This window comes from Sphingomonas sp. CFBP 8765, assembly GCF_014841445.1.
Taxonomy (GTDB): Bacteria; Pseudomonadota; Alphaproteobacteria; order Sphingomonadales; family Sphingomonadaceae; genus Sphingomonas; species Sphingomonas aerolata.
The window spans coordinates 751,848-774,356 of record NZ_JACYTY010000002.1; the positions used below are offsets into that span (position 1 = coordinate 751,848).

At 69.8% G+C, this 22,509-nt stretch carries 22 protein-coding genes; 8 read left to right on the forward strand and 14 right to left on the reverse strand.

Going from position 1 to position 22,509, the window contains the following annotated elements; all coding sequences use genetic code 11:
• The 10 genes from IFT87_RS08095 to IFT87_RS08140 all read right to left on the reverse strand — a co-directional run bounded on the left by IFT87_RS08095 (window position 1) and on the right by IFT87_RS08140 (window position 9,488).
• Window positions 1-606: an RNA polymerase sigma factor gene (locus tag IFT87_RS08095; RefSeq protein WP_446740630.1), complete on the reverse strand. Its 606-nt coding sequence runs from the start codon at window positions 604-606 to the stop codon at window positions 1-3.
• The gene (locus IFT87_RS08100) at window positions 603-1,043 is read right to left on the reverse strand and encodes a periplasmic heavy metal sensor (protein WP_306286500.1); all 441 of its coding nucleotides are present in this window, start codon (window positions 1,041-1,043) and stop codon (window positions 603-605) included. The genes IFT87_RS08095 and IFT87_RS08100 overlap by 4 nt, the downstream gene beginning before the upstream one ends.
• Complete coding sequence (locus IFT87_RS08105; RefSeq protein ID WP_037531885.1) at window positions 1,040-1,318, reverse strand: hypothetical protein; 279 nt, start codon at window positions 1,316-1,318, stop codon at window positions 1,040-1,042. Before IFT87_RS08105 ends, IFT87_RS08100 begins: the two co-directional genes overlap by 4 nt.
• A 99-nt stretch (window positions 1,319-1,417) precedes the next feature.
• On the reverse strand, window positions 1,418-2,329 hold the full coding sequence (locus tag IFT87_RS08110; protein ID WP_037531877.1) for an HNH endonuclease: 912 nt from the start codon (window positions 2,327-2,329) through the stop codon (window positions 1,418-1,420).
• 63 nt (window positions 2,330-2,392) lie between these two features.
• Window positions 2,393-3,637 (reverse strand): putative DNA modification/repair radical SAM protein, encoded by a 1,245-nt coding sequence (locus IFT87_RS08115; protein ID WP_031441721.1) that lies wholly within the window; start codon window positions 3,635-3,637, stop codon window positions 2,393-2,395.
• A gap of 61 nt (window positions 3,638-3,698) precedes the next feature.
• On the reverse strand, window positions 3,699-3,884 hold the full coding sequence (locus tag IFT87_RS08120) for a hypothetical protein (protein ID WP_031394247.1): 186 nt from the start codon (window positions 3,882-3,884) through the stop codon (window positions 3,699-3,701).
• 47 nt (window positions 3,885-3,931) lie between these two features.
• Window positions 3,932-7,327, reverse strand: coding sequence for a chromosome segregation SMC family protein (locus tag IFT87_RS08125; RefSeq protein WP_192008081.1), 3,396 nt, complete (start codon window positions 7,325-7,327; stop codon window positions 3,932-3,934).
• Window positions 7,328-7,462: 135 nt separating this feature from the next.
• On the reverse strand, window positions 7,463-8,197 hold the full coding sequence (locus tag IFT87_RS08130) for a thioredoxin domain-containing protein (protein ID WP_192008082.1): 735 nt from the start codon (window positions 8,195-8,197) through the stop codon (window positions 7,463-7,465).
• Window positions 8,198-8,216: 19 nt separating this feature from the next.
• Window positions 8,217-8,879, reverse strand: a complete 663-nt coding sequence (locus tag IFT87_RS08135) for a DsbA family protein (RefSeq protein WP_192008084.1) — start codon at window positions 8,877-8,879, stop codon at window positions 8,217-8,219.
• Complete coding sequence (locus IFT87_RS08140) at window positions 8,880-9,488, reverse strand: DUF721 domain-containing protein (RefSeq protein ID WP_084215154.1); 609 nt, start codon at window positions 9,486-9,488, stop codon at window positions 8,880-8,882.
• Between the two features lie 26 nt (window positions 9,489-9,514).
• Here IFT87_RS08140 and IFT87_RS08145 point away from each other — a divergent pair, with 26 nt between their 5' ends.
• The 3 genes from IFT87_RS08145 to nudC are packed head-to-tail and all read left to right on the forward strand — an operon-like array spanning window position 9,515 to window position 12,826.
• Complete coding sequence (locus IFT87_RS08145) at window positions 9,515-10,546, forward strand: A/G-specific adenine glycosylase (RefSeq protein WP_037529879.1); 1,032 nt, start codon at window positions 9,515-9,517, stop codon at window positions 10,544-10,546.
• 10 nt (window positions 10,547-10,556) lie between these two features.
• Window positions 10,557-11,924: a serine hydrolase domain-containing protein gene (locus tag IFT87_RS08150; protein ID WP_192008086.1), complete on the forward strand. Its 1,368-nt coding sequence runs from the start codon at window positions 10,557-10,559 to the stop codon at window positions 11,922-11,924.
• A complete protein-coding gene (gene nudC, locus IFT87_RS08155) occupies window positions 11,921-12,826 on the forward strand; it encodes an NAD(+) diphosphatase (RefSeq protein WP_037529880.1) in 906 nt (301 codons plus the stop codon). The genes IFT87_RS08150 and nudC overlap by 4 nt, the downstream gene beginning before the upstream one ends.
• Window position 12,827: 1 nt before the next feature.
• Here nudC and IFT87_RS08160 read toward each other — a convergent pair whose 3' ends face one another.
• Entirely contained in the window at window positions 12,828-13,730 is a 903-nt protein-coding gene (locus IFT87_RS08160; protein ID WP_037529881.1) for a prephenate dehydratase, read from the reverse strand.
• 138 nt (window positions 13,731-13,868) lie between these two features.
• Here IFT87_RS08160 and IFT87_RS08165 point away from each other — a divergent pair, with 138 nt between their 5' ends.
• Window positions 13,869-14,573, forward strand: coding sequence for a c-type cytochrome (locus IFT87_RS08165; RefSeq protein ID WP_031396507.1), 705 nt, complete (start codon window positions 13,869-13,871; stop codon window positions 14,571-14,573).
• Between the two features lie 105 nt (window positions 14,574-14,678).
• On the opposite strand, the gene IFT87_RS08170 is transcribed toward IFT87_RS08165, so the two are convergent.
• Window positions 14,679-15,563, reverse strand: coding sequence for an LOG family protein (locus tag IFT87_RS08170; RefSeq protein ID WP_031439794.1), 885 nt, complete (start codon window positions 15,561-15,563; stop codon window positions 14,679-14,681).
• Window positions 15,564-15,609: 46 nt separating this feature from the next.
• A complete protein-coding gene (locus IFT87_RS08175) occupies window positions 15,610-16,275 on the reverse strand; it encodes an extensin family protein (RefSeq protein WP_037529882.1) in 666 nt (221 codons plus the stop codon).
• Between the two features lie 233 nt (window positions 16,276-16,508).
• On the opposite strand from IFT87_RS08175, the gene IFT87_RS08180 reads away from it, so the two are divergent.
• The 4 genes from IFT87_RS08180 to IFT87_RS08195 all read left to right on the forward strand — a co-directional run bounded on the left by IFT87_RS08180 (window position 16,509) and on the right by IFT87_RS08195 (window position 21,905).
• A complete protein-coding gene (locus tag IFT87_RS08180; protein WP_037529883.1) occupies window positions 16,509-17,663 on the forward strand; it encodes a phosphoserine transaminase in 1,155 nt (384 codons plus the stop codon).
• Window positions 17,664-17,867: 204 nt separating this feature from the next.
• Window positions 17,868-19,445 (forward strand): phosphoglycerate dehydrogenase, encoded by a 1,578-nt coding sequence (serA, locus tag IFT87_RS08185; RefSeq protein ID WP_031439797.1) that lies wholly within the window; start codon window positions 17,868-17,870, stop codon window positions 19,443-19,445.
• Between the two features lie 39 nt (window positions 19,446-19,484).
• On the forward strand, window positions 19,485-20,585 hold the full coding sequence (locus tag IFT87_RS08190; protein ID WP_056674010.1) for an ATP phosphoribosyltransferase regulatory subunit: 1,101 nt from the start codon (window positions 19,485-19,487) through the stop codon (window positions 20,583-20,585).
• Between the two features lie 30 nt (window positions 20,586-20,615).
• A complete protein-coding gene (locus tag IFT87_RS08195; protein WP_031440105.1) occupies window positions 20,616-21,905 on the forward strand; it encodes an adenylosuccinate synthase in 1,290 nt (429 codons plus the stop codon).
• A 69-nt stretch (window positions 21,906-21,974) separates the two neighbouring features.
• Here the strand turns inward: IFT87_RS08195 and IFT87_RS08200 are convergent, their stop codons facing one another.
• Entirely contained in the window at window positions 21,975-22,472 is a 498-nt protein-coding gene (locus IFT87_RS08200; RefSeq protein ID WP_192008088.1) for a hypothetical protein, read from the reverse strand.
• Window positions 22,473-22,509 lie beyond the last annotated feature (37 nt).

Below are 22,509 nucleotides of genomic sequence, written 5' to 3' on the forward strand. Positions count from 1 at the left end.
TCAGGCCGCGGCGGCGAGCGCGGCGCGCGCGCGGCGGATCCGGGTCTCGACCGCCTTTGCGCTGATCCCCAGCGCCTGCGCGGCCTCTGCCTGGCTCAGCTCGTGGATCGTGCACAGCAGCAGCGGCTCGCGCAGCGGGGCCGGCAGCCGCGCGATATCGGCCAGCGTGCGGGCGAGGTCGTCGCGACCGATCGCGTGCGTCTCCGTATCCGCCGCCCCGTCCGCGACCCGCTCGCCCGCCTCGATCGGCAACACGCGGGCGAGCATATGGCGGACGCGGCGGCGACGGTGCCAGTCGCGGCATTTGTTGATCGCGATCCGCGCGAGCCATGTGCGCAGCGACCGGTCGCGGTCATAGCGGGACAGCGCGGCGTGCGCCGCGACAAAGCTGTCCTGCAACAAATCGAGCGCCTCGTCGGGATCGCCGATCTGCGCGAGGATCAGGCGGTAGAGCGGCTGTTTGTGCCGCCGCATCAGTGCCGTGAACGCCGCCTGCCGGTCCGCCGCGGGCCCGGCGAGATGCGCGGCGACCAGCGCGGCGTCGTCATAGGCATCGAGATCGATGCTCGTGCGGCGCGCGGTCCTGTCGGGGCGGGGCGGGATCAATGCGCGGGGGTCAGCGCCTGCACGACGACCCGGTCGAACGCCGCGGTCTGGTCGGCGCGCATCACGCCGCGCATTGCAAAGACATGCGCGAGCGTCGCCTTTTGCAGCGCGCCCATCGTCCGGTGCGACCGGTCGACCGCGGCGGCGACCGCGGGGCCATTGGCATGTTCGCGCTCGATCGCGGCGGCGAGACGGACATTGTCGGCACGCAACTCCGCTTCCAGGGCCGCGCGGCGGACCGCGAACTCGGCCTCGAGCCGGTCGAGCGCCGCCTCCTGCGGGGCGTCGAGCACCACGTCGCGGTGGAGCAGCGTGTGGAGTTCGGTGCCGTGCGCTGTACCCGGCGTGCGGATCCAGCCGCCGATAAACACCCCGGCGATCGCCGCGAGGAAGGCGAGGACGATCGTCGGTGCCGCACGCCGGACCACGGACGTCACTGCCCGAGCAGCAAGGTCGAGGGAGCAAGCGCGCCGTCGGTTCCGATCGGGATCGACGCCTGCGCCGGCGCGCCATGGCCGATCGGTGCCGCCCCGCCGATCAGTCCCAGCACCAGCGCGGTACCGACCGACCACCGCCCGACCAGGAGGCTGGCGTGCCGACTGCGCGCATTCTCGGCGATCGCATCGAACACCGACGCCTCGACGCCATCGAGCGCGCGCGGCACCGGCATCGCCGCCAGCCGGGTCAGTCCTTCATCGACAGGATCCTGCATCGTCTGCTCCCTCTGCATCCAGACATACGCACCGCCGCGCGCGATCCCGCATGGTTTTTGGCGGGTGGCGAGAATGAGCTTGCCGCCGCGATGCCGACGCTACCGCTTGAAGCAGTGCGCGCGGTGCCATTGCAGGAAATGGGGGTGCGGCCGATCGGCGGCGCGGGCCGGCGCGGTGGCATAGCCGCTCGCGTTGACGACCCCGCGGATGGTGTCGGGATCATTGGCCTGGCGCGATACGAGGATGGCGAGATCATCGGCGAGCGACAACAGCCCGCGATCGAACATCCAGTGCGCGGTGCCCGACAGCGCGAGCCCGTTGCTGACGATATCGGGGCCGTTCGCCTCGACCGGGCGGATATGCGCCGCCTCGACCTCGGCGCGGCCGCCGCCGTTGATCAGCTTCAGCCCGGTGATCGCGCAGCGTTCGTCATAGGCGCGCAGGACGGTGCGGCGGAATATCCGGTCGCGGACTATCCGGGAGGTAAGGCTGGCGATGCGCGGACGCTCGCCTTCGATCAGGAACGGGCGGCGTTCCTCCTGCCAATGGCCATCGTCTATTGTGTCGGCCACGGCATCGCCGGTGCGCGGCAGCAGCGGGGTCTCGTCGTCGAGGCCGAGCGTGACGATGCGGTTGAAGTCGGCAGGCGAGATCGGGCGCACGGCGGACTGGGCACGGCCGGATATCCGCCCCTGATCGTTGAGAACGCCGCGTTCGACTGGACCGTCGGCGCCAGAAAAGGGCACGGGGGTGGCAAAATCTAGATAGGAGCCGGGTTCGATCAGCGCGAGAAACATGGCCGCCGTCGACGGATCGGGGATGATCCGCTCGACCTTGGCGACCGCGAAATAGCCGCGCGTGGCCGCGACCTTGCGGGGTTCGTAATAGAGGATCCAGTCGCCGATACTGGGCTGCGCACGGCTCAGATACTGGGCGGGGAACTGGTATCGTTCGGCCGGGCTGTCGTCGTAGATCGAGTCCGAGCGGTGAATGAATACGCCAAAGGCCATTGCTGACCTTAGCGCATCACTCCCGATCCACCAGCCACGACAGCGCACGCCCCGACCAGAGGATCAGGCGAACATTTCCATCTGGCGTGGCTTCGGCGCGACGATCGGGCGGAGCTCGGCGCGGTCGGACAGCGCGACCGGGCGCCAGTCCTCGGCGATGATGAACGGGCGGATCTTCGCGACCGACACGGTCAGCCGCGCGACATCGGCAAGGTGGAGGCGGCGCCAGCGGCGGCTGGTCAGGATGCCGTTGACCGCCTTTACGCCGAGCCCGGGGACGCGGAGCAGCATCTCGCGCGGGGCACGATTGACGTCGACCGGGAACGACCCGCGGAACTTCAGCGCCCAGGCCAGTTTCGGATCGATGTCGAGCGGAAGCATGCCCGTTGCATCATCCGCCGCGGCGACGACCTCGTGCGGCTGGAATTCGTAGAAGCGCATCAGCCAGTCGGACTGATAGAGCCGGTGTTCGCGCATCAGCGGCGGGCGCTGCAGCGGGAGCACCGCACTGGCGTCGGGGATCGGGCTGAACGCCGAATAATAGACGCGGCGAAGACCGAACCGGTCGTACAGCGTCGAGGCCTTGCGGACGATGTCGCCATCGGTCGCGGCATCGGCGCCGACGATCATCTGCGTCGACTGGCCCGCGGGGGCGAAACGCGGCGCGGACTTGTACTTGGCCTTGGCGTCCTTGCCGTCGACGATCGAGGCCTTGACCTCGCGCATCGCGGTCTCGATCCGGACGCCGTCCTTCTCGGGGGCGAGCCGCTTGAGCCCGCCTGCGGTCGGCAGCTCGACGTTGATCGACAGGCGATCGGCATAGAGTCCCGCCTGATGGACGAGCTCGGGATCGGCGTCGGGGATCGTCTTGAGGTGAATATAGCCGCGGAAATGATGATCCTCGCGCAAGCTGCGCGCGACCTCGACCATCTGCTCCATCGTGTAGTTGGACGAGGCGATGATCCCCGAGGAGAGGAACAGCCCCTCGATATAGTTGCGCTTGTAAAAGGCTATCGTCAGGTCGACGACCTCCTTGGCGGTGAAGCGCGCGCGGCGGACGTTCGAGCTCTTGCGGTTGATGCAGTAATGGCAGTCGAAGATGCAGCTGTTGGTCAGCAGGATCTTGAGCAGCGAGATGCAGCGGCCATCGGGCGCATAGGCATGACAGATCCCCATGCCCTCGGTCGAGCCGAGCCCCTTGCCGTCCTTCGAATTGCGCTTGGCTGTGCCCGACGACGCGCAGGATGCGTCGTACTTCGCGGCATCGGCCAGGATCTCGAGTTTCTCACGGGTGTCGAGCTGGGCCATGCGTTCATCTTACGTTCCGCACAGATGCCTGTCGATTGATGCGGATCAACTGTCCGGGGGATTATCCAAACAGGCCAGCGACGTAGCGGATGATGTCGACGAAGCTGCCGAGGCTGATCGGGAGGAGCATCAACGCGAGCGCATAGACGAGGAGCATGCGGCTGAGCGCCTTCTCATGGCGGAAGGCGGGCTTGCGCGGCGGGAGATCGTCCTTGCGCGGCCAGATCGTCGAGTCGTCGAGGAACATCCGACCATTATAGCGCGATTGCTCGCGTTTCGCAGCGGGTGACGCCTTTATGCCGCGACGAGGATGGTGGCGGCCTGAAGATCGACCGAGACGAGGCGACTGACCCCGGGTTCGATCATCGTCACGCCGAACAGCCGGTGCATGCGGCTCATCGTGACCGCATTGTGCGTGACGACGAGGTAGCGCGTGGCGGTGTCGCGCGCCATCCGGTCGAGCAGGTCGCAGAAGCGGTCGATATTGGCGTCGTCGAGCGGCGCGTCGACCTCGTCGAGCACGCAGATCGGCGCGGGATTGGTCAGGAACAGCGCGAAGATGAGTGCGACCGCGGTCAGCGCCTGCTCGCCGCCCGACAACAGCGTCAGCGACTGGAGCCGCTTGCCGGGGGGCTGGGCGAGGATCTCGAGCCCCGCCTCGAGCGGATCGTCCGAATCGACGAGCTCGAGATGCGCGCTGCCGCCATTGAACAGCGTTGCGAACAGCCGCTGGAAATGGCCGTTCACCGTCTCGAACGCCGCGAGCAACCGCTGTCGCCCCTCGCGGTTGAGCGTGCCGATCGAGCCGCGCAGCCGGTGGACCGCCTGACCCAGCTCGTCGCGGTCGGCCGCATTGCCGACCGCCTCGGTTTCGAGTGCGGCGAGCTCTTGGTCGGCGACGAGGTTGACCGCGCCGATCCGCTCGCGCTCGGCGGTCAGGCGGTCCTGTGCGCGGCTCTCGTCCGCAGGGGTGCGGACATCGGCGGCCGCGAAGTCGAGGCGTTCGGGCAGGACGGGGGCGGGGCAGGCGAAACGCTCGCCCGACAGCCGCCCTAGTTCGCGGCGCTGCTGCTCCTGTGTGTCGACACGGACGAGCGCGCCGGCGCGGTGCTCGCGTGCCTCGGCGAGCGCTTCGGCCGCGCGGCGATGCGCGTCGTCGGCGGTGCGAAGCGCGGCTTCGGCGGCGCGTTCGGCGGTCTGGAGCGTGTCGGCGTCCGCGCGCGCGGCGGTGTGCTCGGTATCGAGCGTGGCGATCGCGGCATCGAGGGTGGCGGGGCGGTCGGCGAGTGCCTCTGCATCGGCGGCGACGTCGCGGGCCCGGCGGTCCAAGGCGGTGATGCGGGTTGCGGCTTCGCCTGCGCGCGCACGCCAGCTGCGGGTATCGGCCTGTGCGGCGGCGAGGCGTTCGCGCGTTTCGGCACGCAGCCGGTCCTGCGCGGCGCGGTCGCTGCGCGCCTGTGCGACCGCGCCGCGGCGGGCCTCGGCGTCGCGGTGGAGCGTCGCGACCGCGTCGGCGCTGGCGCGGCCGTCGGGCAGTGCCGCGGCCGCGGCCTCGGCGGCAGCAAGGTCCGCGGCGGCGTCGGCCTGTTCGGCATGGACGCGGTGTGCGCGCTGGTCGAGATCGGCACGCTGTCCGGCGCGGCGTTCAAGCGCGGCGACGGCGCGATCCTCGCTGCGCTGCGAGTCACGGATGCGGGTCTCGGCGGCGGACAGGTGGGCGCGGGCGTCCTGGGCGGCTTGGCGGTGCGCGGCGATATGCTGGTCGATCGCGGTGCGCGCCGCGTCATGCACGGCGAGCGTGGCGGCGGCGGCTGGGCGCGCGGCTTCCAGCGCGTGCAGGCGGTTGCGCCGTTCGAGCCGCTCGGCGGCCGCGGCGCCGCTGCCCTGTGCGACGAAGCCGTCCCAGCGGCGCAACACGCCGTCGCGGGTGACGAGGCGCTGGCCGACCGCGAGCGACTGGCCGTCGTCACGGTCGGTGACGAAGACCTGGGCGAGCCGGCGCGCGAGAGAGGCGGGTGCGTCGACGTCGGCGGCGAGCGCGGTGGTGCCGGGCGGGGGCGCGGGATCGCCAAGTGCGGGCACCGCGCCGGCCCAGGCGGCGGGGTCGGTATCCAGATCGTCGCCGAGCGCGGCGGCGAGCGCACGCTCCAGCCCCGGCGTGGCGGTGACATGGTCGAGCAGCCGGTCGCGGCCACCGCGCTGGGTCGCGCGGGTGAGCGCGGCGGCCTCGCTGTCGAGCGCGGCGAGTTCGGCGCGGGCGGTGGCGCGCGCGGTCTCGGCGGCATCGCGCAGGCCACTCGCGGCGCGTTCGTCGCTATCGGCCTGCGCGAGCGCGTGGCGGGCGGCGGCGGCGTCCTCCAGCGCGGCGAGGCGCGCCTCGGCGGCGGTGGCGCGATCGGCCTCGAGCGGGGCGGAATCGCCGAGTGCGCGGTGTGCTGCTTCGACCTGCGCCGCGTCGCGTGCAACGCGATCGGCGCGGGCGCGCGCGGCGGCGAGCGCGGCGGCGGCGACGCGCGCCTCGGCGACGTCGCTCGCATGGCGGGTCATCGCCTGCGCCAGCGCGACCTCGACGTCGCGCGCGGCGCGTTCGGCCTCGGCCTGCGCTGCATCGAGCGCGGGAAGCGCGGCGGTGGCGGTGGCGATCGCGGCATCGAGCGCGGCGATCTCGGTCGTCAGCCGGGTCAGCGCGTCGGCAGCGTCGCTGGCAAGGCTGCCCTCGCGCAGCCGGTCCTCGGCTATGCGGCGGCGCGAGTCGGCGAGATCGGTGAGGCGGCGGTCGAGCGCGGTGCGTTCGGTCCGCAGGCCGGCCAGCTTATGGCCGGTGTCGGCGGCATGGTCGCGCGCGGCGAGCGCGGCGGCGCGGGCGGTCGCGACCGCGGCGGCGGCGTCGTGTTGCGCCTTCGCGGTAAGGGATTCGGCGGCGGCGGCAGCGGCCACCCGCGCCTCGGCCTGCGCGGCGTCGGCGGTCGCGGCCTCGGCGGCGGCAGCGGCGTCGCGCCAGCGCGCGAAGATCGTCCGGGCTTCCGCGACGCGGATCTGGTTCGACAGCAGGCGATAGCGTTCGGCGGCGCGCGCCTGGCGTCTGAGCGCGGCGGCGCGTGCGTCCTGGTCGGCGATGACGGCGTCGAGCCGGGCCAGATTGGCCTCGGTCGCGCGCAGCCGCGCCTCGGCATCCTTGCGGCGGACGTGGAGCCCGGCGATCCCGGCGGCATCCTCGAGCATCGCGCGGCGGTCGGCGGGCTTGGCGGCGATGACCGCGCCGATCCGGCCCTGGCTGACCAGCGCGGGGCTGTGCGCCCCGGTCGCGGCGTCGGCGAAGAGCAGCCCGACATCCTTCGCGCGGACGTCGCGGCCGTCGATCCGGTAGGCGGACCCTGCGCCGCGTTCGATCCGGCGGACGATCTCGCGTTCGTCGGCGCCGTCGGGGCCGGCGATCTCGGCGAGGATCGACACTTCGGCGAAATCGCGCGCGGGGCGGGTTGCGGTCCCTGCGAAGATCACGTCGTCCATGCCCGCGCCGCGCAGCGACTTGGCGCTGGCCTCGCCCATCGTCCAGCGCAGCGCCTCGAGCAGGTTCGACTTGCCGCAGCCATTGGGGCCGACCACGCCGGTCAGCCCGGGTTCGATCACGAGGTCGGCGGGTTCGACGAAGCTCTTGAACCCGGTGATGCGGAGGCGTTTGATCTGCATGGCGCGCGCTCTCCCTTCACGATTGGCGAGCGTAGCGCGCTCCTGCTCTCCCGCGAAGGCGGCAGCCCGGACTGGGTCCCCGCCTTCGCAGGGACACATTCCGGGCTGCCAAATGCCCGCCGGACGGGATGCGGCTTACGCGCCGGCGGCCTTCAGCGCCTTTTCCATCTCGCTCCACGACAGCACGTTCTCCATCTTCTTGCCGTTCAGCAGGAAGGTCGGCGTGCCGGTGACGGTGCCCGACTGCATCGCGCTTTCGGTCGGCTTGGCCATGATCTCGAGCTGCTTCTGGTCGGCGAGGCAGGCGCGCGCCTTGGCCTCGGGGATGCCGCGCTGCTTGACGAAGTCGATCGCCCCCATGTGCTCGGCGAGCTTGGTCGCGACCGCGGTCGGGGCGAGATTGGCGAGGCTCTGCTGCATCGCCGGGGGCATCGTCTGAAGCTTGTCGAGGAAGGCGTTCTGGTTCTGGTACATCTGCTCGAGGATCGGGAAGAACGGTGCGGTCCCGCCGCACTGGCCGAGCAGCGTCAGCGCGACGTCGGGCGCGCCGTGGACGAGGAAGTCGCGGAATTCGAAGCTGACCTTGCCGGTCGAGACGTAATTGTCGGTCAGCGGCTTGAACGCCTCGCGCGCGAACGCGCCGCAGGTCGGGCAGGAGCGCGCGCCATATTCGACCAGCTTGATCGGGGCATTGGGGTTGCCCATCAGATAGCCCTCGTCGGTCTTGACGACGGTCTCGGTCCAGTTCTGACCGGCGGGTGCGGCCGCCGCGGCGACGGGGGCTGCGGCCTGGGTGGTGTTCGACGAGTCGCCCCCCGAACAGGCAGCGAGCGCGAGCGGCAGGGCGGCGATGGCAGTGACGAACTTCATGCGGGATACTCCAACGAAATTAGCGGGCGCCGGCAGTGCGCAGCGCGGGTTCGAGCTGGGCCCAGCCGCCATGCGGCATGACCTTGCCGTTGATGAAGAAGGACGGCGTCGAATCGACCTCGGGCGGTGCCGCCGCGGTGATGGCGAGGATCCGGTCGATCTCCGCCGTATCCGCGAAGCACGCGTCGATCGCGGCGGCGGACAGCCCGCGTGCCTTGACCAGATCGGTCAGCCCCGCGCCATCGGCATAGGCCTTGAGCTGCGCCGGCCGCGGATAGAGGTTGATGCGCGCGGCGTTGACCTGCTGGAACTCGATCCCCTTTTCGAGCCAGGCGGGCTGCGCCGCGAAGATCGCCGCCGATGTCGGGAAGAAGCCACGTGGCCCGGTGCAGCGTGCGAGCACCGCCGCGGCGAGATCGAGCCGGTCGCGGATCATGTGGCGGAATTCGAGGCTGGTCGATCCCGACGCAATCATCTTGCCCTTCAGCACCGCCTGCGACTGGGTCGAGAAATCGGCACAGTGCGAGCAGGTGTAGCTGGCATATTCGACGAGCTTGACCCGGGCTGCGGGGCTGCCGAGCACATAGGTACCGCTCGCCGTCCGGGTGACGGGCACGGGCTTCGGGGCGGGCACGGCCGCGGTGAGCAGCGCGAAACCGAACAACGCAAAGAACAGACGCATTCAGCTGATCCTGGGAAGGCCGCTCGTCGAGGCGACGCCGGCGGCGAGGGATTCGAGGACCGCACGCAGTTCGGGATCGGCGATGCCCTTCAGGCTCAGACCGAGATCGGCGGGGACGGTGCGGAGCGGGGGTGGCGCCGCCTTGACGCGCGGCTTCGCAACCTCGCCCTGGCGGATGGTGATGCGCGCGACCGCGGCGTAGCCGAAGAAGCGGTTCACGCGCTCGGTGATCTCGGGGATGACGTGCTGCATCATCGGCGCATGCGCGCCGCGCACGGTCAGGGTCAGAACGCCATCCTGTTTCTGTCCCATCGGGAAGCGGATCGATTCGGGCGTGCTGACACCGGAAAAGCGCTCGCCGACGATCTCGGGCCAGCGGCTGACGACCGAGGACTGGATGAAGCCGAAGCGCCGGAACGCCGCGCCGCCGATCGCGGGGAGCAGCTCGGCGACGGCGCGCGACCGGTTGGCGCGCGGCGCATCGGCGTCGACTTTGGGTTTGCGGGCAGCAGCTTTGCGGGCGGCGGTCTTGCGCGCGGGCGGAACGTCCGTCGTGCTGGCCGCGGTCGCGGACTTTTGTTCGGTGGTGATACCGGGCGGGTTGCTCATCGCGCCACCCATGCCATAGGCGGCGCGTGAACGCCAAGCGCTCTTCGGTCCCCGTGGCCCTGCTCGACTGGTATGACGCGCATCGTCGCGTGCTGCCGTGGCGCGCCCGGCCGGGCGAGACGGTCGATCCCTATCGCGTCTGGCTGTCGGAGGTGATGCTGCAGCAGACCACGGTCGCCGCGGTCACCCCGCGCTTCCTCGCCTGGACCGCGCGCTGGCCCGATTTTGCGAGCCTCGCCGCGGCGGACGATGCTGATGTGATGGCCGCCTGGGCGGGGCTCGGCTATTATGCCCGCGCGCGTAACCTGGTGAAGGCGGCCAAGGCTGTCGTCGCGGAGCATGATGGCGTGTTTCCGCGGACCGAGGCCGAGCTGCGCACGCTCCCCGGGCTCGGCGCCTATACCGCGGCGGCGGTGGCGGCGATCGCGTTCGGCGAGCGCGCGGTGGTGGTCGATGCCAATGTCGAGCGCGTCGTCGCGCGTCTGTTCGCGATCACGACGCCGCTCCCCGCCGCGCGCCCGGCGATCCGGGCGGCCGCGGACACGATCACGCCCGACATGCGAGCCGGCGATTTCGCGCAGGCGATGATGGATCTGGGATCGTCGATCTGCACGACGCGCAACCCCAAATGCCTGTTGTGCCCGCTCCGCCCCGACTGCGACGGCTTTGCGCAAGGCGAGCCCGAACGGCTGCCGGTCAAGGCGAAGAAGGCCGCCAAGCCGCAGCGTCACGGGACGATCTTCTGGCTCGAGCGCGACGGACAGGTGTTGCTGGTGCGCCGCCCCGATACCGGGCTGCTCGGCGGCATGCGCGCGCTGCCGACCGGGCCCTGGACCGACCAGCCGCCGGGGTTCGAGGCCGCGCCGGCACAGGCCGACTGGCAGATGCTCGACGACCGCGTCACGCATGGCTTCACGCATTTCGACCTCGAACTCGGTCTTGCGGTGGCGCGGGTGGAGGCGCATCAACCCGGCGAATGGTGGCCCGTCGAGACCCTGGATACCGCCGGGCTGCCGACCGTTTTCGCCAAGGCCGCCCAGGCTATACGGGCGCGATAGGGAGGCCTGCATGACGCGTGCACACTGGATTTCGACCGGCGTGATTGCCGCACTGGCGGCGACCGCAGCCCTGGGGCAGGCGCAGCGACAGGCCGCCCCCGGCACTATCGCCGTCACCGAACGCGCGGGCGATCCCGCACGCGCCGCCTTGCCGAGCGTCGAACGGCTGTTCGACGGCTATGTCCGCGACAACAAGATGCCCGGTGTCGTCGGCGCGTTCGGTCTGGGCGACCGGCCGACCCTGTTCCTGGCCAGCGGCAAAATCGGCGACGAGCCCGGGCGGCCGTTCGCCGACGCCGATTCGCTGTGGCGGGTCTATTCGATGACCAAGCCGATCACCGGGATGGCGGCGATGATGCTGGTCGAGGACGGTCGGCTGAACCTCGACGATCCGCTGAGCAAATACATCCCCGCGTTCAAGACGATGACGGTCGCGACCAACCCCGACACGTCGCTGGCGACGCGGCCCGCGACGACGCCGATCACGATCCGCATGCTGCTGACGCATACTGCGGGGCTCGGCTACAGCATCAATGTGAAGGGCCCGCTGCTCAAGGAATATGAGCAGCGTGGCGTGCTGCCGATGTCGGTCAATGCGCAGATGGAAACGCAGATGGCCAAGGTGCGCCCGACCTCGCTCGAGGACTTCGCCAACCGCGCCGCGACGCTGCCGCTGGTCGCCGAGCCGGGGACGAAGTGGAGCTATTCGATCGGGCTCGACGTGATGGGCCGGGTGATCGAAGTGGCGAGCGGGATGTCGTTCGAGCGGTTCCTGCAGACGCGGATGTTCGCGCCGCTCAAGATGAATTCGACCTTCTTCATGGTGCCACAGGACCAAGTGAAGCGGCTGGCGACCAACTATGCGTTCGTCGGTGATAACCGCACCCCGCTCGACCCTGCGGCGGCGTCGGTGTTCGCGGAGCGGCCGAGCTTTCCCTATGGCGGCGCGGGGCTGGTGATGTCGGCGCGCGATTATGACCGGTTCCTGCACATGCTGCAGGATGGCGGGACGCTGGGCGGCGTGCGGGTGATGAAGCCCGAGACGGTCGCGCTCGGCATGTCGAACCTGATGCCCAAGGGGGTGTCGTTCGGCGGGATCGGCACCGGGACCGGTGCGGCGACTGTAGGTAACGCAATGGGGTTCGGCGCGGGTGGGTCGGTCTATCTGGCCGACGTGCCGGGCGGCGCGTCGAAGGGCACCTATGGCTGGGGCGGCGCGGCGGGGACGTTTGCCTGGGTCGACCCGGTCCGTCATGTCCGGAGCACGGTGATGGTCAATTATTTCCCCGGCGAGAAATGGCCGTTGCGGAAAGAGGTGGTCGGCGCGCTGGTCGCCGATGTCGCGCGAAGCGGATCCGCGGGGGGCGTGCGCCGATGAGCTTGACCGCGGATCTCATGCCCGATGTCGCACCGGGTTTTACCGGGGGGATGCTCGATCGTGCCGATGCTCTGCGCCACGATGCAGACGCTCTGGCGGCGGCGCAGGGCGACTGGCGGGCGCGGCTGCTCGCGCTCGACGGTCTGTTGCCCGCCGTGACGGGCGAGGGGCGGCTCGAATGGACGTCGATGGCGGACCTGCCCGACGATGCCGAGCCGATCCTGCTCGGGCTCGACGAGAGCGGGCGGCCGCATTTCACCGCGCTGCTGGCGGGCATGGGGGTCGACAACGCCCCGGCGATGCGCTCGCCCGCGCTGATGGCGGTGCTGGGCAGCCTCGCGCCGGGCGAGGCGGCGACCTATGCCGCGGCGCGCAGCGTGCTCGACTGGCATGTCCGGCACCGCTTCTGCGCGAAATGCGGGACCGCGACGGCGATGTTCCGCGCGGGCTGGGCGCGCAAATGCCCCAATTGCGCGACCGAGCATTTCCCCCGCGTCGATCCCGTCGTCATCATGATCGCCGAGCATGACGGCCGCGCGCTGCTCGGCCGCGGCAAGGGCTGGCCGCCGGGGCGCTATTCGGCGCTGGCGGGGTTTCTCGAGCCCGGCGAATCGATCGAGGAGGCGGTCGCGCGCGAGATTGCGGAGGAATCGGGCGTGCGCGTTGGCCGTGTCCGCTATGTCGCGAGCCAGCCCTGGCCCTTCCCCTCCTCGCTGATGATCGCGTGCGTCGCGGAGGCCGTGGACGATGCGATCACGCTCGACGTGAACGAGCTGGAGGATGCGATGTGGGTGCCGCGCGAGATGGTGCGCGCGGTGCTGCGCGGCGAGGAGGGGCCGTTCCTGCCGCCACCGCCCTATGCGATCGCGCACACGCTGCTGACCGTCTGGGCGAAGGGGTGACTCAGCCGCGCGTGCGCGCCTGGCGGTAGGTGCCGAGCACGCGGAGCCATTTCGAATGGAAGCCGAGTTCCTCTAGCGCGTGGTCGAGATTGGCGTCGCCCGGCTTGCCGACGACATCGGCGTAGAACTCGGTCGCGGCAAAGCTGCCGTTGCGCTGGTAGCTCTCAAGCTTGGTCATGTTGACGCCGTTGGTCGCGAAGCCGCCCATCGCCTTGTAGAGCGCGGCGGGGACGTTGCGGACCTCGAAGATCAGCGTCGTCATCCAGTCGCCGCCTGCCGGCTCCTGCGCCGCCGGTGGCTTGCCGCCGCGCGCGAGCGTGACGAAGCGGGTCGTGTTGTGATCGGCATCGGCAATGTCAGTCGCAAGCAGATCGAGCCCGTAGAGCGCGGCGGCGGCGGGTGGCGCGAGCGCGGCGATCGTCGGGTCGGCAAGCTCGGCGACCTTGGCCGCGGCGCCCGCGGTGTCGGGATAGCTGACCGGCTCGATCCCGTGCGCCTTGAGCCAGTGGCGACACTGGCCGAGCGCCTGCGGATGGCTCATCGCCTGGCGGATACCGTCGCGCGGACCGATCCCCATCAGCGCGTGGCGGATCGGCAGGAAATGCTCGCCCGTGATCACCAGCCCCGATTCCGGCAGCAGGAAATGGATATCGGCGACGCGACCGTGGAGCGAATTCTCGATCGGGATGATCGCACAGTCGGCGCGGCCGTCCTTCACCGCGTCGATCGCATCGGCGAAGTCGAAACAGGGCAGCGGCAGGCCGTCCGGAAATGCCTCGGTCGCCGCGACATGGCTGTTGGCGCCGGGCGCGCCCTGAAACGCGACCGCGCGCGCGGGCTCCGCCATCGCGGCTTGGGTCATCCGCGCGACGATCGGACGGGCGGGGGCGGCGAAGTTTTCCATCGTCACGGCGCGTAGCCAGCGGGCCGGATGCAATCAAGGGCGCGCGGCGCCCGCGCAAGACGGGGCGCAGCGTTTGCTTGCGGTGTCGGTCAGGCTTTTCTATGGCTGTCCTAAATCAAATAGGGGTGGGTGCGCTTTATGGACGACAGGACCAATACGATCGCCGGCTGGGTGCTCGCAGGTTGTGGTGCGGCGCTTGGGCTGTCGATCGTGGGGGGCATGTTGTTCCACGGCGAGCGCCCCGAGAAGATGGGCTATGCGATCGAGGGCGTCGTCGAGGAGGGTGCCGGCGGTGGCGCTGCCGAGGTGGCGATCGCGTCGCTGCTGCCGACCGCCGATGCTGCCAAGGGCGCCGAGGTCTTCAAGAAGTGCGCCGCGTGCCACACGATCAACCAGGGCGGCGCGAACGGGATCGGTCCGAACCTGTACGCGACGCTGGGCGAAGGGATCGCGCAGGGCAAGGGCGGCTATGCCTTCACCGACGCGCTGAAGGGCGTCGGCGGCAAGTGGGACTTCGACAAGATGAACGCGTGGCTGACCAGCCCGCGTAAGTTCGCGCCGGGCACCAAGATGACCTTTGCGGGATTGGGCAGTGCCGAGGACCGCGCGAACGTGATCCTGTATCTCAACCAGCAGGGGTCGAACCTGCCCTTGCCGGCAGCGCCTGCCGCCGGTGCAGAACCCGCCGCCGCTGGAGATCAGCCTGCGACCGCCAACGCCGCCGAGGCTGCGGTCGAGAATGGCGGCGATACCGCGGATATCGCGAACACCGGTACGGCGGCTTCGGGTGCGCCGTCGGTCGATCCGGAAGCCGCACGCAAGGGTGCGCGGACGGAGCAGTAATCGCGGCTCCCTCTCCTCAGTGAGGAGAGGGGCTGCTGCGGGGTGTGCGCTGTTTGGCAGCCCCTCACCCCGGCCCTCTCCCCCGAGGGGAGAGGGGGCAGAAGATCAGGCTTCCGCGGCTTCGGCCGCGGCACGCTCGCGGTAGAAGGACTGGACCGCGGCCCAGGCTTCATCGGCGGTCTCGACATAGCGGAAGATCGACAGGTCCTTCTCGCTGACCACGCCTTCCTCGACCAGCGCGTCGAAGTTCACCACGCGCTCCCAGAACTGGCGACCGAACAGCAGCACGGGGATCGGCTGGATCTTGCCCGTCTGGATCAGCGTCAGCAGTTCGAACAGCTCGTCGAACGTGCCGAACCCACCCGGGAACGCCGCCAGCGCGCGGGCGTGGAGCAGGAAGTGCATCTTGCGCAGCGCGAAATAGTGGAACTGCACCGACAGCGACGGGGTGACGTACGGGTTGGGGGCCTGCTCATGCGGCAGGACGATGTTCAGCCCGATCGATTCGGCGCCGACATCGGTCGCGCCGCGGTTCGCTGCTTCCATGATCGACGGGCCGCCGCCCGAGCACACCACGAACTGACGCCAGCCGCGCTCGTCGCGGGGCAGGACGCTGACCTTGGCGGCGAGCTCGCGCGCGACGTCGTAATATTTCGACTTCTCGACTAGCCGCTCGGCGATCTTCTTCGACTTCTCGTCGCTGGCGAGTTCGAGCAGCGCCTGTGCCTTGGCGGGCTCGGGAATGCGCGCCGAGCCGTAGAAGACGAAGGTCGAGGCGATCTTCGCTTCCTCGAGCACCAGTTCGGTCTTGAGCAGCTCGAGCTGGAAGCGCACCGGGCGAAGGTCTTCGCGGAGCAGGAAGTCCATGTCCTGGAAGGCGAGCCGGTAATGCGGATGCTGGGTCTGCGGCGTGGAAACGATCTCGCGGGCGGTTTCAGCGTCCTGGCTGGCGTTCGCGAAAACGCGTGAGGGAATGCGGGTATCTGTCATTTCGGCGGATTTAGTCGAAAGCCGTGCGCAGGGCTAGACCGGTGTACTAGTGGCAGAAATTCGCGCGATCGTCCTCGAGATGGAGGTGATTGCGGTGCGCGGCGTTATAGTCGGGGCTGAGCACCGTCCCGAACCGCTTGCAGGCCGAGGCGCGGATCGTCTGGAGGAACTGCCGCACCTGCGGGTCGGGCGACGACCAGTCGTTCAGGATGCTGATCCGTCGTCCGTCTTTCAGCACGAACCCGCCGATATCGACCGCGTTGGCGACCGCATGGCCCGAGCGGCGGCTCGCGTTGCGGGCCGAGCCGACCACGTTGCGGCACGCATAGCTGCCCATGCTGTCGATCCGCGCGAGTTCGCTGCCGAGCATCTGATAGGCGGCGGGGGCGACCGCGTTGCGCGTCCAGCCGATCAGCGCGCGCGCCGCGCCGCAGCGGACCGCGGTGAGGTTGGCGACCGGGACGCCGATATCGACCAGCTTGACGGTGCCCGCGAGCCCGCAGCCGGGACCGGTCTCGCGGTCGGGCAGGAGCTGGAACGAGACGTGGAGCTGGCGCAGGTCGGCGAGGCATTGCGCGGTCTCGCGGTTGCTCGGGACCGAGAGGTTGGGGCGGGTCTGTTGCGGCGCGGCGGGGCGATCGGCGCGGCCGCAGGCGGCAAGCGCGAGAATGGGCGCGAGCGCGAGCAGGACAGGGTAAAGGACGCGGTACATGGGGCCATCATCCCCGCGTGGCACCGGCTTGTCACGCGTTGCGGGGCGGCGTTGCGGCGAGTCGAGGCGTGGACGTGTGCGGCGCTGCCCTTCGACTTCGCTCGGGGCGAACGGGGGAGCGTGGCGACGGAAGCGCATGCGCGGACAAGGTTGACTCGCCGCGCCACGTCGTTAGGGCCGGCGACGGGCCACGCGGTCCCAACGCCGCGCGTGCTCTCTGTGAGGAGAGATACATGACTGATACGACCTACGCCACCGCCACAGGTGCGCCTGCGCTGCCTGCGACCAAGCCGGCACGCCCCTTTTTCTCCAGCGGTCCCTGCGCGAAGCCTCCGGGCTGGTCCGCGGACAAGCTCGCCACCGATTCGCTCGGCCGCTCGCATCGCTCGAAGATCGGCAAGACCCGCCTCCAGTACAGCATCGACCTGATGCGCGAACTGCTGAAGCTCCCCGATACGCACCGCATCGGCATCGTCCCCGGCTCCGACACCGGCGCGTACGAGATGGCGATGTGGACGATGCTGGGCGCCAAGCCCGTCACCGCGCTCGCCTGGGAAAGCTTCGGCGAGGGCTGGGTGACCGATGCGGTCAAGCAGCTCAAGATCGACCCGACCGTGGTGCGCGCCGATTACGGCCAGCTGCCCGATCTGGAATCGGTCGACTGGTCGAACGACGTGCTGTTCACCTGGAACGGCACCACCAGCGGCGTGCGCGTGCCCAACGCGGACTGGATCCCCGACGACCGCGAGGGCCTGTCGTTCGCCGACGCGACGTCGGGCGTGTTCGCCTATGACATCGACTGGACGAAGATCGATGTCGCGACCTTCTCGTGGCAGAAAGTGCTCGGCGGCGAGGGCGCACACGGCGTGCTGATCCTCGGCCCGCGCGCGGTCGAGCGGCTCGAGAGCTACACCCCCGCCTGGCCGTTGCCGAAGGTGTTCCGCCTCGTCTCGAAGGGCAAGCTCGCCGAGGGCGTGTTCAAGGGCGAGACGATCAACACGCCGTCGATGCTGGCCGTCGAGGATGCGATCTTCAGCCTCGAATGGGCGAAGTCGCTGGGTGAGGACGGGCTGATCGCGCGGTCCGACGCCAATGCCGCGGCTCTGGACAAGATCGTCGCGGAGCGCGACTGGCTCGGCCACCTCGCGGCCGATCCGGCGACGCGCTCGAAGACGAGCGTCTGCCTGACGGTCGAGGGTGCCGACGAGGCGATGATCAAGGCGATGGCCGCCGCGCTCGAAAAGGCCGGCGCGGCGTACGACGTCGCGGGCTACCGCGACGCGCCGCCGGGCCTGCGCATCTGGTGCGGCGCGACCGTCGACACCGCCGATATCGTCGCGCTCGGGCCGTGGCTCGACTGGGCCTACGCGACCGCCAAGGCTGCCTAAAACCCGCTACTGCCGCCCGTTTTTCCCACCGCCCTTTTCCGTCATCCCGGCGAACGCCGGGACCCATGGACACGGAGCATCCGCTCACTAAGCGGACCGCAACCCTGGGCCCCGGCGTCCGCCGGGGTGACGGGACAGGGTGAGGACGGACTTTCAAAACCGAGCGCGCACCTCCGTTCCCCCGACATTCCCAGGAGCAATCCCATGCCAAAAGTCCTCATTTCCGACAAAATGGATCCCCGCGCCGCCCAGATCTTCCGCGAGCGCGGCGTCGAGGTCGACGAGATCACCGGCAAGACGCCCGCCGAACTGATGGCGATGATCGGCGAGTATGACGGTCTCGCGATCCGCAGCTCGACCAAGGTGACCAAGGAGATCCTCGAGCACGCGACCAACCTGAAGGTCGTCGGCCGCGCGGGTATCGGCGTCGATAACGTCGACATCCCCGCCGCCTCGGCGAAGGGCGTCGTCGTGATGAACACGCCGTTCGGCAACTCGATCACCACCGCCGAGCACGCGATCGCGCTGATGTTCGCGCTCGCCCGCCAGCTGCCCGAGGCCGATGCCTCGACGCAGGCCGGCAAGTGGGAGAAGAACCGCTTCATGGGTGTCGAGCTGACGTCGAAGACGCTCGGCCTGATCGGCGCGGGCAATATCGGCTCGATCGTCGCCGACCGCGCGCGTGGCCTCAAGATGAAGGTCGTCGCGTTCGATCCGTTCCTGACGCCCGAGCGCGCGATCGAGATCGGTGTCGAGAAGGTCACGCTCGACGAGCTGCTCGCACGTGCCGACTTCATCACGCTGCACACGCCGCTGACCGACCAGACGCGCAACATCCTCTCGGCCGAGGCGCTCGCCAAGACCAAGAAGGGCGTGCGGATCATCAACTGCGCGCGCGGCGGGCTGATCGACGAGGTTGCGCTGAAGGCGGCGCTCGATTCGGGCCAGGTCGGTGGCGCGGCGCTCGACGTGTTCGTCGAGGAGCCCGCCAAGGCTTCGCCCTTGTTCAACACGCCGAACTTCATCAGCACGCCGCATCTTGGCGCGTCGACGACCGAGGCGCAGGTCAATGTCGCGATCCAGGTCGCCGAGCAAATGGCCGATTTCCTGATGTCGGGCGGCGTCACCAACGCGCTCAACATGCCGTCGCTGTCGGCGGAGGAAGCGCCCAAGCTGAAGCCGTACATGGCGCTGGCAGAAAAGCTCGGCGCGCTGGTCGGGCAGCTGACGCATGGCGCGGTGACGCGGATCTCGGTGCATACCGAGGGCGCGGCGGCCGAGCTGAACCCCAAGCCGATCACCAGCGCGGTGCTGGCGGGCTATCTCCAGACGCAGACCGCCACCGTCAACATGGTCAATGCCCCCGTGCTGGCGCGCGAACGCGGGCTCGAAGTGCGTGAGGTGCGGACCGAGCGCGAGGCGGATTACCACACGCTGCTGCGCGTGTCGGTCAGGACCGAGGATGGCGAGCGCTCGGTCGCGGGCACGCTGTTCGGCGATTCGGCGCCGCGTCTGGTCGAACTGCTCGGCATCAAGATCGAGGCCGATCTGGCGGGGCCGATGCTCTATGTCGTCAACGAGGATGCGCCGGGGTTCATCGGTCGTCTCGGGACGGCGCTGGGCGAGGCAGGGGTCAATATTGGCACCTTCCATCTCGGCCGCCGCCAGGCGGGCGGCGAGGCCGTGCTGCTGCTGTCGGTCGATGAGGCGGTGACGCCGGAGCTGCTGACCAAGGTGCGCGCGCTGCCGGGGGTTAAGACTGCGATGGGTCTCAACTTCTAAGGCTCGCGAACGGGGGGCGAAGTGGTTAGAGGCACGCGCATGACTGCTTTGCTCCCCGAAGGTTTTCGCGACCGCCTGCCCCCCTTCGCCGATTCGGCAGCCGCGCTCGAAGCGCGTGTGCTCGAGGCTGCACGCCTGCACGGCTATGAGCGCGTCGATCCGCCGCTGGCCGAATTTGCCGACGGGCTAGAGATGCGGTTGAAGGCCGGCGGCCTGCACGATGCGGTGCGGTTTGTCGATCCGGTGTCGCAGCGTACGCTCGCGATCCGGCCCGACATCACCGCGCAGGTCGCGCGGATCGCGGCCACGCGGATGGGGCATCACCCGCGGCCGGTGCGGCTGAGCTATGCCGGCTCCGTGCTCAAGCTGCGCGCGTCGCAGCTCGCGCCCGCGCGCGAGACGCGGCAGATCGGTTGCGAGCTGATCGGGCTTGATTCGGTCGCCGCCGCGCAGGAGGTCGTCGCGGTCGCGGTCGACATGCTCGGCGCGGCCGAGGTCCGCGGCGCGTCGATCGACTTCACGCTGCCCGATCTGGTGTCGACGCTTGCGGCGGGCCCGCTGCCGGTCGCGCCCGATCAGGTCGCGACGTTGCGCGACCGGCTCGATGCCAAGGATGCCGGCGCGGTCGCCGCGCTTGCGCCCGCCTATCTGCCGCTGATCGAGGCGGCGGGGCCGTTCGCGCCGGCGATGGAGCGGCTGCGGATGTTCGATACGACGGGCGCGCTCGCGTCGCGGCTCGACGCGCTCACGCGGATCGCCGCGGCGCTCGACGGCCGCGTCGCGCTGACGCTCGACCCGACCGAGCGGCACGGGTTCGAATATCAGACCTGGCTCGGCTTCTCGCTGTTCGCGGATGGCAGCGCGCGCGAGGTCGGGCGTGGCGGCACCTATACCGTGGTGCATGAAAGCGGTGCCGAGGAAGCCGCGACGGGCTTCTCGCTGTTTGCCGACCCGCTGGTCGACCGGGTCGTCAGCGTTGATCGCCGTCGGCTGTTCCTGCCGCTGGGTACGCCGGCGGCCGACGGTGCGGCGATGCGGGCGCAGGGCTGGGTCACGGTCGCCGCGCTCGACGCGGGCGATACCCCCGAAGCGCAGGTCTGCACGCATCTTTGGGTGGCGGATGCGCCCCGCGCGCTGTAGGCGCTGCGGGTAATTCTCAGGAGATAGAGTTTGGCCAACGTAGCAGTCATCGGCGCGCAATGGGGCGACGAAGGCAAGGGCAAGATCGTCGACTGGCTCGCCGAGCGTGCCGACATGGTCGTGCGGTTCCAGGGCGGCCACAATGCCGGCCACACGCTCGTCGTCGGCGAGAATGTGTACAAGCTGTCGCTGCTGCCCTCGGGCATCGTCCGCGGCACGCCGTCGTTCATCGGCAACGGCGTCGTGCTCGATCCCTGGGCGCTCAAGGACGAGATTGCGCGGCTGGGCGCGCAGGGTGTCGTCGCGACGCCCGAGACGCTGCGCATCGCCGATACCTGCGCGCTGATCCTGCCGTTCCACCGCGATCTCGACGGTCTGCGCGAGGATGCGAGCGGCGCGGGCAAGATCGGCACGACGCGGCGCGGCATCGGCCCGGCCTATGAGGACAAGGTCGGTCGCCGTGCGATCCGGGTGTGCGATCTGGCGCATCTCGACGATCTGGGGCCGCAGCTCGACCGTCTGACCGCGCATCACGACGCGCTGCGCGCCGGGTTCGGCGAGCCGCCGATCGACCGTGCGGCGCTGATCGCCGAGCTGCGCGAGATTGCCGGCTTCGTGCTGCCGTTCGCCAAGCCCGTGTGGCGCGACCTGAACGCGGCGCGCTCGGCCGGCAAGCGGATCCTGTTCGAGGGCGCGCAGGGCGTGCTGCTCGACGTCGATCACGGCACCTATCCGTTCGTCACCTCGTCGAACACGATTGCGGGCGCTGCGGCGGGCGGTTCGGGCCTGGGGCCAAGCGCGGTCGGGTTCGTGCTCGGGATCGCCAAGGCGTACACGACGCGCGTCGGGTCGGGGCCGTTCCCGACCGAGCTCGAGAACGAGACCGGCGAGCGGCTCGGTGTGCGCGGGCATGAGTTCGGCACCGTCACCGGACGCAAGCGCCGCTGCGGCTGGTTCGACGCGGTGCTGGTGCGCCAGTCGGCGGCGGTCGGCGGCATCACCGGGATCGCACTGACCAAGATCGACGTGCTCGACGGGTTCGAGACGGTGTCGATCTGCACCGGCTATCGTCTGCGCGGCGAGACGCTTGATTACTTTCCGGCGCATGCCGCCGACCAGGCGCTCGTCGAGCCGATCTACGAGACGATGGAAGGCTGGCAGGAAACCACTGCCGGTGCGCGTAGCTGGGCCGACCTGCCGGCACAGGCGATCAAGTATATCCGGCGTATCGAGGAGCTGATCCGTTGCCCGGTGGCGCTGGTCTCGACCAGCCCGGAGCGGGCGGACACGATCCTGGTAAGGGATCCGTTCTCGGACTGAGGCAACAGGCGCTGACATGAAAAAGGCCGGGCGATTGCCCGGCCTTTTTTTTGGATCAGCCTGTGTGGCTCAGCGTGGCGGCGTGCCGCCCACGGTACCGCCGGTCGTTGCAGTCCCGCCCATGGTGCCGCCCATCGTGCCACCTGCGGCCGTGCCGCCCATCGTTCCACCCATGGTGCCCGGGCCGGTGCTGCCGGTCGACATCGAACCGGAGGTCGTGCCGGTCGTGGTGCCGGTGCCCGTCACCGTATCGGGACCCGTGGTCGTACCGGTCGTCGTACCCGTCGTGCCGCGCGTGCGGCTATGGGCGCGGGTACCGCGCTGCGTGCGGGTCTGGGTCGCGGAATCGGTGGCCGTGGTGCCCGACTGCGCCGTCGAACCCGTGGACATGCCGCCCATCGCGCCGCCGGTGGTGCCGCCACCCATGGTACCGCCCATGGTGCCACCAGTCGTGCCGCCGCCCATCGTACCGCCCATGGTGCCACCTGCGGTACCGCCGGTGGTCTGGGCCATGGCGGCGGCCGGAAGGATCAGGGCTGCCGCTGCGATCGAGGTCAGAATACGCATGTTTCTCTCCTATCGTGTTGGAGACACAGCGTTCCGG